The sequence below is a fragment of the Streptomyces chlorus genome (genome assembly GCF_042655885.1).
Taxonomy (GTDB): domain Bacteria; phylum Actinomycetota; class Actinomycetes; order Streptomycetales; family Streptomycetaceae; genus Streptomyces; species Streptomyces chlorus.
In genome coordinates this window covers 1-12,086 of sequence record NZ_JBHSOA010000009.1, presented here as the reverse complement: position 1 = coordinate 12,086, position 12,086 = coordinate 1, and the positions used below count along the sequence as shown (strand labels likewise).

Genomic DNA, 12,086 nt, shown 5'->3' with positions numbered 1-12,086 from the left:
CAAAGATGGTGTCCGTTTTGTCCACCCAAAGTGACCGGGGTCACGCGCCCCCGGCGCACGCATACGGAACCGGCGCGCGAGCACCATCGCTCCCTTTGTTCTGGGGGCAAAACCGCACACTCTCCTCTGTGTATCCCGCCCCCGAGACCTAGCCACCATCGATCCTAAGCGACTTTCCAGCCGCTTTGTACTGGCCGGTCAGTCACACCCTCAGTCGGCCAGGGCCTTGCGGAGGCGGACCTCGTCAACGCGCCAGAACGTGTGCTGACGGCCGTCGACGAGAACGACGGGAATCTGCTCCCAGTACTGCTCGTGCAGTTCCGGGTCCTGAGTGATGTCCTTCCCCTCCCATGCGACCCCGAGGTCACCGCACACCTTCTCCACCACGGCCTGGGCGTCGTCACACAGATGACAGCCGGGCTTGCGGACGAGGGTGACGAGACGATCCTGCGGAGCCTTGCGGCCAAAGAGCGGACTCATGTCAGCCATTCTCGCCCCGCGACGGGACAGGGGAACCCCCCTGCGACCACCGGGACGCAAAGCGGTGTACGAGGGCGTGCCCGCCGGCGTCCGGAACGGCGCACGAAGCGGCACGCGAAGCGGCGTATGAAGTGCTGTACGGACCGGCTCCCACGATGCGGTCCCGGTGGGCCGGGAGGTGTGCTTTAACGACACGGACGTGCAGAGTTCACGGTGTCCAAACCTCTCGACTCCGGAACTGCCGGGCGGACTGGTTATGCTCGCGCCATGGCCGCTCTCGGATGGCTCACCCCCCGTAGGCGCTCCGCCACGGCGCGGAGCGTGTTGGCAGGCGAGGCCTCGGCGGAGGCCGCTCGCAAGTCCACCCAGGAAGTTTCCGACCGCGAACCGGAGTTCCCGGTTCACGGCGACGAACGGGCTGCCGCGTTCTTCGACCTGGACAACACCGTGATGCAGGGCGCGGCCCTGTTCCACTTCGGCAAAGGCCTGTACAAGCGGAAGTTCTTCGAGACCCGCGACCTCGCCCGCTTCGCATGGCAGCAGGCGTGGTTCCGGCTGGCCGGCGTCGAGGACCCCGAGCACATGCAGGACGCGCGCGACTCCGCGCTCTCCATCGTCAAGGGCCACCAGGTCTCCGAGCTGAAGTCCATCGGCGAGGAGATCTACGACGAATACATGGCCGAGCGGATCTGGCCGGGCACGCGGGCGCTGGCGCAGGCGCACCTGGACGCGGGCCAACGGGTGTGGCTGGTCACGGCGGCGCCGGTGGAGATCGCCCAGGTGATCGCGCGCCGGCTGGACCTGACCGGGGCGCTCGGGACGGTGGCCGAGTCCCTCGGTGGCGTGTACACCGGCAAACTGGTGGGCGAGCCGCTGCACGGCCCGGCGAAGGCCGAGGCCGTGCGCGCACTGGCGGCCGCGGAGAACCTGGACCTGAGCCGCTGCGCGGCCTACAGCGACTCCCACAACGACATCCCGATGCTCTCGCTGGTCGGGCACCCGTACGCGATCAACCCGGACTCCAAGCTGCGTAAGCACGCCCGCGCCATGGACTGGCGCCTGCGGGACTACCGCACAGGGCGCAAGGCCGCGAAGGTCGGCATTCCCGCGGCGGCGGGTGTGGGCGCGGTGGCCGGCGGCACGGCGGCCGCCATCGCGATGCACCGACGCCGGCGCTGAATCCGGCGCCGAATCCGGCGCGCGGCACGGCCCGGGTGCCGGTGCCGGCCACCCCCGGCCGACCCGGCCACCCCCGGCCGACCCGGCCACCCCCGGCCGACCGGTCAACTCCGCGGCGACGGACACCCGTACGGCCGCCGGTCCGATCAACGGGGAACAGAAGTGGCGCCCCACCCCTAAACCCGGCCAATCCAACTGCCTCACCCCACAACCCCGCTGTCCAGTCCTCTTGGCTGCACACGGCCACAACACGTCCCGTACCGAACCGAAATGCGAAGCATTTCGGTCAACATTCGGTCACCGCCGGGTGCTTGACCAATCGTCAATAGGTCACGGAAACGACGTAATCGATGATTTTGGCAACTCGGCGTAGCAGGGTCCGCACGAAGCGTTATTCTCCTCAGACGCAAACCGGTGCCCCTCCGTCGCCACGACGGGTGAAAGGTTCCGCACTGCACGTGATGGAAGCTCTGCCTCTGGGAGTCCCGTGTACCCACACGTCGGGGTTGACGACCCGGGCCTGACCGCACTGCGCACAGCAGTCACGGCGGCCCGGGAGTTGCTGCGCGGCTTCGTCCCCACCGCATACGCCGTCCCCGCATACGCCGTCCCCGCACACACCGCCCCCGCCTACGCCACCGCGTCCGCCGACCCCTGCCCCACCGCCGCCGACACGCCCGTCGGCCCTTGCTACGCCCTCGCGGAGGACAGCACCGCTGTGGGCAGACGCGGACGCTCCTCCGGCACCGCCACCACCACCCGCCGTCCCGCCGCGGACAGTGACAGCGCCAGGATGATGGAGCTCGTGGAGCGCGCCCAGGCGGGCGAGGCCGACGCCTTCGGACGGCTCTACGACCAGTACAGCGACACCGTGTACCGCTACATCTACTACCGGGTGGGCAGCAAGGCGACCGCCGAGGACCTCACCAGCGAGACCTTCCTGCGGGCACTGCGCCGCATCGGCACCTTCACCTGGCAGGGGCGCGACTTCGGCGCCTGGCTCGTCACCATCGCCCGCAATCTCGTAGCCGACCACTTCAAGTCCAGCCGCTTCCGCCTCGAGGTCACCACCGGGGAGATGCTCGACGCCAACGAGGTCGCGCGGTCCCCCGAGGACTCCGTCCTCGAATACCTGTCCAATGCCGCCCTCCTCGACGCCGTACAACGTCTCAACCCCCAACAGCGCGAATGCGTCACGCTCCGATTCCTCCAGGGTCTCTCCGTCGCGGAGACCGCCCGCGTGATGGGCAAGAACGAGGGAGCGATCAAGACCCTCCAGTACCGGGCCGTCCGTACCCTCGCCCGGCTCCTCCCCGAGGACACGCGTTGAGCGGCCCACCGAACGGAGCGGACCCGCTACCAACGCGTCACTATCAGTGACATCCGACACACTTTGAGTGACACTCCGTTGACTTCCCGAACCGGCCCACCGGCGCGCGTAACCCAAGTGCCGTGCCGCTCGTTGTGCGGGATGCAGGCTCCCTGTGGTCAATCCCCGATCGACTCCGATCACCCGATCGTGTGGACATGGTCAGGGGGTGGAACCCTCAGGATCCCCTGGGGAGTCGACCGTCATGATGAGAGGAGGTGCCGCCAGTGATCGCAAACGTATCGGCGCACAGGCGGGCGAACGCCTTCGCCCAGGCCTTGGAGGAGCAGTCCGATCGGGGCACGGCGGCCGAGCAGTCCGAAGGATCGGCCCCGGCCGCCGCGGAGACCGAACAGGCGCGGCTGCTCACGCTGGCCGCCGGTCTCGGCGAGCTGCCCAAGCCGGAGCTGGATCCCGAGGTCAAGGTCGTCCAGCGGGCCCGACTGGTGGCCGCGTTCGAGGCCATGCTCCAAGAAGGCACCGCCGCGGGCGAGGCAGCGGATTCGTCCGTACCCGATCAGCGTTCACGCCGCGCCCGGGGCGCACACCGGGCAACCCCGTTGGGGAAGCTGAGACCGCGCTCGCGCCTGGCCAAGGGCCTCACCGCGGGCGGACTCGGCATCACCGTGGCCGCGGGCGCCTTCGGCGGAGTCGCCGCCGCCAGCTCCGACGCCCTGCCCGGCGACTCGCTCTACGGTCTCAAGCGCGGCATAGAGGACGTCAAGCTCGGCCTGGCCGACGGCAACAACGAGCGGGGCCGCGTCTTCCTCGACCACGCCTCCACCCGCCTCGGCGAGGCCCGCCGGCTGATGGAGCGCGGCCGCAGCGGCCACCTCGACCACGAATCCCTCGGCGAGATCCGCCGTGCCCTGTCCGGCATGCGGCACGACGCGTCCGAGGGCCATCGACTGCTGCGCGAGGCGTACCGGCACGACCCGGGCTCCCTGCGCCCCATGCAGGCCCTCTCCTCCTTCTCGGACGCGCACCGGCAGGTCTGGGGCTCCCTCCGCGACCGGCTGCCCCCGCAGCTCGGTGACGTCAGCGAACAGGTCTCGTCGGTGTTCGACGCCATAGACGAGGACGTCGCCCCGCTGCAGTCCCTGCTCCCCGAGCCCTCGTCCAGGGAGGGCGGCGGCGACGGCAGGGGACGGCGCGGCGACTCCGGTTCCACCCCGAGCGGCCCGTCCGGTACGGACCGCTCCCAGATGCCCAGCACCGGCACCGACGGCACCGCGGACGAGGACCACACCGGCAGCAGCGCCCCCAGCGGGTCCGCCGACTCCGGTGACAAGAGCGAGGGCCTGCTCGGCGGCAACACCGGTGGGCTGCTCGACCCGCCGGCAGAGAGCGGCGCCGCCGGCACCTCCCCGCCGGCCGGCGGCGGCGCGACCGCACCGGCCCCGCCCGACGTCACCCTCCCGCCCCTCCTCCCCGGCCTGCTCCCGGGACTGGGCATCGACAGCGAGGACGCGGAGTGAGGACGTCGAGCAGGAAGCTGTAGAGCCGTACGGTGGTGTTGGCGGGTCCCCCAGTCGCTGGGGGACCCGCCAACACCACGTACAGGGCTTCCTAGAAGAACACCGACCGTCGCTGCACCAGCAGCTTGTAGAGGGTGTGCTGGATCTGTTCCCGGACCTGGTCGGTCAGGTTGAACATCAGCATCGGGTCCTCGGCCGCCTCCGGCGGGTAGCTCTCCGTGTGGATCGGCTCGCCGAACTGGATGGTCCACTTCGTCGGCAGCGGGATCGCGCCGAGCGGGCCGAGCCACGGGAACGTCGGCGTCAGCGGGAAGTACGGGAACCCGAGCAGCCGCGCGATGGTCCTGCCGTTGCCGATCATCGGGTAGATCTCCTCTGCCCCGACGATCGAGCACGGAATGATCGGCGTCCGCGTGCGCAGCGCCGTGGACACGAAGCCGCCACGGCCGAAGCGCTGCAGCTTGTAGCGGTCGGCGAAGGGCTTGCCGAGGCCCTTGAAGCCCTCCGGCATCACCCCCACCAGTTCCCCCTGCTCCAGCAGCCGTGCCGCGTCCTCGGCGCAGGCCAGGGTGTGACCGAGCTTGCGGGCGAGTTCGTTGACCACCGGCAGCATGAACACCAGGTCCGCCGCGAGCAGTCGCAGATGCCGGTCGGCGGGGTGGTGGTCGTGGACGGCGACCTGCATCATCAAACCGTCCAGCGGCAGCGTCCCGGAGTGGTTGGCGACGATCAGGGCACCGCCCTCGGAGGGGATGTTCTCGATGCCCTTCACCTCGACCCGGAAGTACTTCTCGTACACCGGGCGCAGCAGGGACATCAGGACCTGGTCGGTGAGTTCCTCGTCGTAGCCGAAGTCGTCCACCGCGTAGTCCCCGGTGAGCCGGCGGCGCAGGAAGGCCAGCCCGCTCGCGACCCGCTGCTCCAGGCCGTCGGCTTCGTCCCCGGAACCGGATTCTGCACCAGGGGCAGTGCCGGATGCGGCGGCACCGCCGTCACGCTCTGCACGGGACTCACGGGACACCGGAGCATCGTCCCCGACGGACGCCCGCCCCGGCAGGGGCTGGACGTCGCCCATCGCGGCAGCCCCCGCGCCCTGGCGCCGGCTTCCCGCACCCCGGCGGCGCGACGGGCGCTGCGCGGCGCCCCCCACGCCCCCTGCTCCCCCACGGGAGCGGTCGTCGTCGAACGGAATGACCTTGGCGTCCGCCATCGTTGCTGCGCTCCTCAGTTGGCACTCTGCTTCGGGGGGTGACCGCTGCCCGTGCCCGGCAGGGACAGCGCGGCGATCCGGTCGACGGCCCCCGCGAGGGCCTCCGGCGGAAGCAGCCCGGGGCCGCGGCTGCGCACGAAGTCCGCGAACGTTTCTGCTGTCGTGTACTTCGCCGTGAAGCCCAGCGTCTCGCGCATCTGGTCCGTCGCCACCACCCGGCCGTGCGTGAGCAGCCGGATCTGCTCGGGTGAGAAGTCCGACATCCCCAGCGTACGCACCAGCGAGCCCGCCCAGGTGACCGCCGGGAGGAGCAGGGGCACGGTCGGCCGGCCGAGCCGCCTCGAGCACTGGGACAGCAGCAGGACGCCGTCCCCGGCGATGTTGAAGGTGCCGCTGTTGAGCGTGGAGCGCCGGGGTTCGTACGAGGCGAGGCGCAGGACGTCGATCACATCGTCCTCGTGCACGAACTGCAGACGCGGGTCGTAGCCGAACACGGTCGGCAGGACCGGCAGCGAGAAGTACGCGGCGAGCGGGCTGTCCGCGGCGGGGCCCAGGATGTTGGCGAACCTGAGCACACACACGGCGACATCCGGGCGGCGGCGCGCGAAGCCGCGCACATAGCCCTCGACCTCGACGGCGTCCTTCGCGAAGCCACCGCTGGGCAGGGACTTGGGCCCGGTCGTCTCGGTGAAGACCGCCGGGTCGCGGGGCGCGGAGCCGTAGACGTTCGTACTGGACTTCACGACCAGCCGCTTGACGGTCGGGGACTTCTGGCAGGCACCGAGCAGCTGCATGGTGCCGATGACGTTGGTCTCCTTGAGCGCTGTCCGGCTGCTGCCGTTGCCGAGCGGCGTGCCCGTGACGTCGAGATGCACGACGGTGTCGGCGCCGGCCTCGGCGAGCACGCGCGCGACGGTGGGCTGCCGGATGTCGGTCTGGACGAAGTCGGCGCCGCCGAGGTGGTGCGCGGGCCGGACCGCGTCCACGGCGACGACCCGGTCCACGTCCGGATCACGCTGGATCCGCCGGACAAAACGGCCCCCCAGCGGACGGGCCACTCCGGTCACCAGCACGACTTTCCCCACGACAGCGCCTTCCTCTTGCCTTCGCCACGAGTCCGACCCATGTGATGACAGTGGCCCCCCACCGATGCGGTGGGGGGCCACTGAACACGCTTCCGCGTCGTCGCTTACTTCTTGTTGCGACGCTGAACGCGCGTGCGCTTGAGCAGCTTGCGGTGCTTCTTCTTGGCCATCCGCTTGCGCCGCTTCTTGATAACAGAGCCCACGACTACCCTCGCTCACTTCTCATCACTCGGTGTTTGGGCGCCATGGGCCCACACGACCTACGAGGGGCCAGCCTACCCGCCCGAGCGCTGAGGTCGTAATCGAGGCGGCCGGGGAGGCCCGTGAGTGCCTTGCTCGGATCTCCCCGGCTCACCGTCAGGCCGTTTCCACCCCCACATAACTCTCGCGGAGGTACTCGTGAACCGCTTGCTCCGGGACGCGGAAGGACCGCCCCACCCGGATCGCGGGCAGATGACCACTGTGCACCAGGCGGTACACGGTCATCTTCGACACTCGCATCACCGAGGCGACTTCCGCCACGGTAAGGAATTGGACCTCGTTCAGAGGCCTCTCGCCAGCTGCAGCCATGACACACCTGAACCTTCCGCACTCGACGGGCACCGGCTTCCCCTTCCGGTGACTCTTCGTCGTTGCGTGCTCACTCCCCAATGTAGGGGCGGGTGATGCGAGTGGGGAAGAGGTGCACCCATCGGCGGCCTACTGTGACAGACACGCTCGATTGAGTACGTAGCGGGTCAGCGGCAGGTAGTAAGCGGACCGCGCGCCGTCCTCAAGTGGAACGACCACCGAGAGGCACCCCTCGGCCTCCCCCACGAACGGGGCGGGGTCGTTCACATCGGCCAGCGCGATGGCCTCGAACCCCAGCTGACCTGCCCCGCAGGCCCAGCCGTGATCTCCGATCACCAGCCCGGGAAGCGGCCCGCCGGCCTCGGCGGCCGCGGCGAGCGCGGTCCGAACCGGGAGCGGGGAGTGCGTATGTGCGCCGGGTTCACCACCGGGGCGTTCGGGACGTGCGCCCCGGACCAGCGCGACTCCTCGTACGTAGTCGAGGTGGTGCGTGCGTAGACCGAACCGGGTCGTTATGTCGACACAGCGACCCTGCGCGGGGGTGAGGACCTCACATCCCGCCGCCGACAGAGCGTCTGCCAGAGCTCCGTAGAAACCGAGCAGCCGGTGCGGGTGACCGGTGCCGAGCAGCACGGGCGCACCGCTCCGGGCCGCGGCCGCGATCCGCTCCGCATAGGCATCCAGGGCGGCCAGAGTCCGCTCCGGGGCGATCACATCATGCCCGGAAACGTGATGAGGATCGGCCGAAACACCACACCTGACCGACATCAACTCGATCAGTTCCCGCTGCCCCCATATCCCTTCCGGGTCGAGGCCGATCAGTGCGCGCGGGTCCCGGGCGGCGAAGAGCCGGTAGCTCCGCAGGCTCTCCTCCCTCGTGGTGGCCACGGTCCCGGACAGCCGGGCGGCCAGCAGATGCGCACGAAGACCGGCGACGCTCGGGCCGGCGTGCGGATCGGCGGATAGACCGGCGGGAGGATCGGCGGATAGACCGGTGGATAGGCCGGTGGGAGGGGCGGCGTGCGAATCGGCGGGAGGGTCGGCGGGAGGGTCGGCGGATAGACCGGTGGATAGACCGGTGGGAGGGGCGGCGTGCGAATCGGCGGGAGGGTCGGCGGATAGACCGGTGGATAGACCGGTGGATAGACCGGTGGATAGACCGGTGGGAGGGGCGGCGTGCGAATCGGCGGGAGGATCGGCGGGAGGGTCGGCGGATAGACCGGTGGATAGGCCGGTGGGAGGGGCGGTGGGAGGGTCGGTCGTGGTCGGCACGGCAGCGATGGTGCGCGATCCTGCCCCGGCCCACCCCGGGAACCCGGGAAACACCGCACGGTCGGCGTAACCACGCCGGGACAACAGGGCAGGCCGACCCCGCAGGGCCGCGATACAGCCACGGCCGCCGAGCTGGTGCCGCAACAGGCAACGTTCGCCCCGTCGCGACGCCCGGCACGCTCCTCCAAGCTCTCGGCTTCGCTCGAGCGGGGGGACCCCCATGAGCAGGGGGCACCCCCATGACGCCGCTCCTTGACGGGCAGACGTTGCCTGCGAGGCACTAGGCCAGCAGCCCCCGCAGCGGGAACACCGCGCGCCGGGTCGCCAGTACCGCCTGGTCCAGCCGGTCCGCCGGGTCGTAGCCGTCCTCCCAGGAGGCCCAGGACACGGGCCACCGGCCGTCGGTCATCCGCATCGGCCCCAGCTGCCGGGTCCGGGCGTACACCTCCTGCCGCCAGCTCTCGGGGATCATCGTCACCGGATCCACCGGCTTCTCGGCCGCGATCCCCACCAGATGCGTCCAGGACCGCGGGACGACCTCCACCACCGCGTAACCGCCGCCGCCCAGCGCCACCCACCGGCCGTCGGCGTACTCGTGCGCCAGCTCGTGGCACGCCACCTGCACCGCGCGCTGCGCGTCCAGCGACACCGCCAGATGTGCCAGCGGATCCTCGAAGTGCGTGTCGGCACCGTGCTGCGTCACCAGCACCTGCGGCCGGAAGTCGGCGAGCAGCTCCGGCACCACGGCGTGGAACGCCCGAAGCCATCCCTCGTCCCCGGTCCCGGCCGGCAGGGCGACATTGACCGCGCTGCCCTGCGCGCTGTCCGCCCCGGTCTCCTCCGGCCACCCGGTCTGCGGGAACAGGGTCCGGGGATGCTCGTGCAGCGACACCGTGAGGACCCGCGGGTCCTCCCAGAACGCCGCCTGCACCCCGTCCCCGTGATGCACGTCGACGTCGATGTACGCGACGCGTTCGGCACCCAGCTCCAGCAGCCGGGCGATGGCCAGCGCCGCGTCGTTGTACACGCAGAACCCCGAGGCCGCCCCCGGCATCGCGTGGTGCAGCCCGCCCGCGAAGTTCACCGCGTGCAGCGCCTCGCCGCGCCACACGGCCTCCGCCGCGCCCACCGACTGCCCCGCGATCAGCGCCGACGCCTCGTGCATCCCGGCGAAGGCGGGATCGTCCGTCGTCCCCAGCCCGTACGACTGGTCCGCTGCCGCCGGGTCCGCCGACGCCGCCCGGACCGCGCCGATGTAGTCCTCGCGGTGCACCAGCCGCAGCGTCGACTCACCAGCCGTCTTCGCGGCGACCACCGTGACCTCGCGGTCCAGCCCCAGGGCTCCCACCAGGCTCCGGGTCAGCACGAGCCGGACCGGGTCCATTGGATGGCCCCGGCCGAAGTCATAGCCCGTGACTGCCTCGTCCCACATCAGCTGTGTGCGGCCGCTCATGCCCGCCACCGTATCGGTCCGGTTCAGGAGCGAACGACCTGGCGTACACGAGTGTCACCAGCACCAACACCATCGGCACAAGCATCGCCCCGCGATAGCTCCAGACGTCCCCGAGCACCCCGACCAGTGGGGAGCCGATCAGGAACCCCACATAGTTGAAGACGTTGAGCCGCGCGACGGCCGCGTCCGACGCCCCCGGGAACAGCCGCCCCGCCGCCGCGAAAGTCTGCGGCACCAGCACACAGAGCCCCAGCCCCAGCAGCGTGAACCCCAGCATCCCCACCCACTCCCCCGGCGCCCCGGAGAGCACGGCGAACCCCGCCGCCGCCACCAGTGCCCCGGCCCGCACCACCGCCACAGCGCCGAAGCGCCGCACCCCGAAGTCCCCGATCGTCCGCCCCAGCAACGTGGTGACCATGTAGACGTTGTACGGAACGGTCGCCATCTGCTCCGAGCTCCCCAGCACATCCTGAAGGTACTTCGCGCTCCAGTTCGAGACCGTCGAGTCCCCGATGTACGCCACCGTCATCACCAGACACAACGGCAGCAACAGCTTGAAGGCGACGGACCCGGTCCTGTCCGCACTCTCGGCGGCCGGCCCGGAAGCATGGTCCTGATGCCGGCCCTTGCCCCGGCCCTCCTGCTGCTCCTGGTCCACGTACCACCGGCTCCCGATCAGCGCCGCCGGCATCAGCACCAGCACGACCGGCAGATACGACACCCACAGCGCCAGCTGCCAATGCGCCCCCACCCACGCGAGCGACGCCCCGACGATTCCGCCCAGACTGTAGGCGGCGTGGAAACTCAGCATGATGCTGCGCTCGTACGCCCGTTGGAGACTCACCCCGAGCATGTTCATCGAGGCGTCCAGCGCCCCCACGGCCAGCCCGAACACGGCCAGCGCCACGGCCAGCCCGGCCATGTGGCGCCCCGCCCCGACCCCGAGCAGCGCCAGCAGCACGACCGGCTGCGACCACCGCAGCACCCGGCTCGGCGGCACCACCTCCACCAGCCGCTCCGTCGCCACACTCCCGATACCGGCGAGCACCGGCACCGCGGCGAGGAAGGCGGGCAACAGCGCATCGGAGACCCCGTACCGGTCCTGGATGGCCGGGATCCGCGTCACGAGCAGAGCGAACGCGACACCCTGGACCAGGAAGCCGAACGCCAGCGAGGCCCTGCCGCGTCGCAGCACATCAGTCATGGCGGCGAGCGTAGGGCCCCGGCGTACTGGTGGGTAGCTCCGGCCAAAGATGAATTCCGCTCAGTTCCGTCGCAGCAGTCCCGGCACCTCACGCAGATCCGCGAAGAGTTGCGTGGCCTCCGCCAGCTTGTCGGCCGGTGTCATCGAGGCGAACCCGTACACATCCATCCCTGCCGCGACCGCCGCCTGTACGCCCAGTGGACTGTCCTCCACCACGGCACACCGCTCCGGCGCGACGCCCATCCGCTCGGCCGCGTACAGGAACAGGTCCGGTGCCGGCTTGCCTCGCCCGACGTCCTGGGAGCTGAAGATCCGTTCGTCGTCGAACCACCGGTCGAGCCCGGTCGTACGGTGCCCCACCCGGATCCGCTCATGGCTCCCGGACGAGGCCACGCAGTACGGCACCCCATCAGCCGCCAGCGTCTCCAGCACCTCGACAGCACCGGCCACCGGCTTCAACTCCCGCTCGAACGCGGCGAAGACACGGGCATGGAAGACATCGTCGAAGTCGTCCGGCAACCGCTGCCCGGTCCGCTCCTCCACCAGGTCGTGCACCCGATGCATGGCGGACCCCATGTAGTCACGGATGGAGTCGTCGTACGACGTCGGATGCCCGAGCTCGGTGAGATAGCCGGCCAGGAGCCGGTTGGAAAGGGGCTCGCTGTCGACGAGAACACCGTCGTTGTCAAAAATAACCAGGTCATAGCGCATGACCCCGACCCTAAACGCGGAAAGCCCCGTGCCATGGGCACGGGGCTTTCCTGTAAGAATTGTTCGGCGGCGTCC

General features: G+C 70.2%; 12 protein-coding genes. 3 read left to right on the top strand and 9 right to left on the bottom strand.

Going from position 1 to position 12,086, the window contains the following annotated elements; genetic code table 11:
- Positions 1–210: 210 nt before the first annotated feature.
- On the bottom strand, positions 211–489 hold the full coding sequence (locus tag ACFPZI_RS04345; protein ID WP_381358431.1) for a glutaredoxin family protein: 279 nt from the start codon (positions 487–489) through the stop codon (positions 211–213).
- A gap of 258 nt (positions 490–747) precedes the next feature.
- Between ACFPZI_RS04345 and ACFPZI_RS04340 the strand changes: the two genes are divergently transcribed.
- From ACFPZI_RS04340 to ACFPZI_RS04330, 3 genes are all read left to right on the top strand, one after another.
- Positions 748–1,659: an HAD family hydrolase gene (locus tag ACFPZI_RS04340; protein ID WP_381358428.1), complete on the top strand. Its 912-nt coding sequence runs from the start codon at positions 748–750 to the stop codon at positions 1,657–1,659.
- Positions 1,660–2,146: 487 nt separating this feature from the next.
- Positions 2,147–2,989 (top strand): ECF subfamily RNA polymerase sigma factor, BldN family, encoded by an 843-nt coding sequence (locus tag ACFPZI_RS04335; protein WP_381358426.1) that lies wholly within the window; start codon positions 2,147–2,149, stop codon positions 2,987–2,989.
- Positions 2,990–3,255: 266 nt separating this feature from the next.
- Positions 3,256–4,506, top strand: a complete 1,251-nt coding sequence (locus ACFPZI_RS04330) for a DUF5667 domain-containing protein (protein WP_381358424.1) — start codon at positions 3,256–3,258, stop codon at positions 4,504–4,506.
- Positions 4,507–4,597: 91 nt separating this feature from the next.
- Here the strand turns inward: ACFPZI_RS04330 and ACFPZI_RS04325 are convergent, their stop codons facing one another.
- The 8 genes from ACFPZI_RS04325 to ACFPZI_RS04290 all read right to left on the bottom strand — a co-directional run bounded on the left by ACFPZI_RS04325 (position 4,598) and on the right by ACFPZI_RS04290 (position 12,011).
- Positions 4,598–5,716 carry a lysophospholipid acyltransferase family protein gene (locus tag ACFPZI_RS04325; protein ID WP_381358421.1) on the bottom strand — a complete coding sequence of 373 codons (1,119 nt, stop codon included), beginning with the start codon at positions 5,714–5,716 and terminating at the stop codon, positions 4,598–4,600.
- A 14-nt stretch (positions 5,717–5,730) separates the two neighbouring features.
- On the bottom strand, positions 5,731–6,801 hold the full coding sequence (locus ACFPZI_RS04320) for an NAD-dependent epimerase/dehydratase family protein (protein ID WP_381358418.1): 1,071 nt from the start codon (positions 6,799–6,801) through the stop codon (positions 5,731–5,733).
- A 104-nt stretch (positions 6,802–6,905) separates the two neighbouring features.
- Positions 6,906–7,004: a 30S ribosomal protein bS22 gene (locus ACFPZI_RS04315; RefSeq protein WP_003948845.1), complete on the bottom strand. Its 99-nt coding sequence runs from the start codon at positions 7,002–7,004 to the stop codon at positions 6,906–6,908.
- A 154-nt stretch (positions 7,005–7,158) separates the two neighbouring features.
- Positions 7,159–7,371 carry a helix-turn-helix domain-containing protein gene (locus ACFPZI_RS04310; protein ID WP_004984898.1) on the bottom strand — a complete coding sequence of 71 codons (213 nt, stop codon included), beginning with the start codon at positions 7,369–7,371 and terminating at the stop codon, positions 7,159–7,161.
- Positions 7,372–7,500: 129 nt separating this feature from the next.
- Positions 7,501–8,286: a phosphatase gene (locus ACFPZI_RS04305; protein WP_381359469.1), complete on the bottom strand. Its 786-nt coding sequence runs from the start codon at positions 8,284–8,286 to the stop codon at positions 7,501–7,503.
- A 637-nt stretch (positions 8,287–8,923) separates the two neighbouring features.
- Positions 8,924–10,096, bottom strand: a complete 1,173-nt coding sequence (locus ACFPZI_RS04300; protein WP_381358415.1) for an acetoin utilization protein AcuC — start codon at positions 10,094–10,096, stop codon at positions 8,924–8,926.
- The gene (locus ACFPZI_RS04295) at positions 10,047–11,300 is read right to left on the bottom strand and encodes an MFS transporter (protein ID WP_381358413.1); all 1,254 of its coding nucleotides are present in this window, start codon (positions 11,298–11,300) and stop codon (positions 10,047–10,049) included. Before ACFPZI_RS04295 ends, ACFPZI_RS04300 begins: the two co-directional genes overlap by 50 nt.
- A gap of 60 nt (positions 11,301–11,360) precedes the next feature.
- Positions 11,361–12,011 carry an HAD family hydrolase gene (locus ACFPZI_RS04290; RefSeq protein ID WP_381358410.1) on the bottom strand — a complete coding sequence of 217 codons (651 nt, stop codon included), beginning with the start codon at positions 12,009–12,011 and terminating at the stop codon, positions 11,361–11,363.
- Between the last annotated feature and the right edge of the window lie 75 nt (positions 12,012–12,086).

Coding starts and splice junctions, on each gene's coding strand:
- ACFPZI_RS04345 (WP_381358431.1), bottom strand. CDS start 489: ATGGCTGACATGAGTCCGCTCTTTGGCCGCAAGGCTCCGCAGGATCGT.
- ACFPZI_RS04310 (WP_004984898.1), bottom strand. CDS start 7,371: ATGGCTGCAGCTGGCGAGAGGCCTCTGAACGAGGTCCAATTCCTTACC.
- ACFPZI_RS04295 (WP_381358413.1), bottom strand. CDS start 11,300: ATGACTGATGTGCTGCGACGCGGCAGGGCCTCGCTGGCGTTCGGCTTC.
- ACFPZI_RS04290 (WP_381358410.1), bottom strand. CDS start 12,011: ATGCGCTATGACCTGGTTATTTTTGACAACGACGGTGTTCTCGTCGAC.
- ACFPZI_RS04340 (WP_381358428.1), top strand. CDS start 748: ATGGCCGCTCTCGGATGGCTCACCCCCCGTAGGCGCTCCGCCACGGCG.
- ACFPZI_RS04300 (WP_381358415.1), bottom strand. CDS start 10,096: ATGAGCGGCCGCACACAGCTGATGTGGGACGAGGCAGTCACGGGCTAT.
- ACFPZI_RS04325 (WP_381358421.1), bottom strand. CDS start 5,716: ATGGCGGACGCCAAGGTCATTCCGTTCGACGACGACCGCTCCCGTGGG.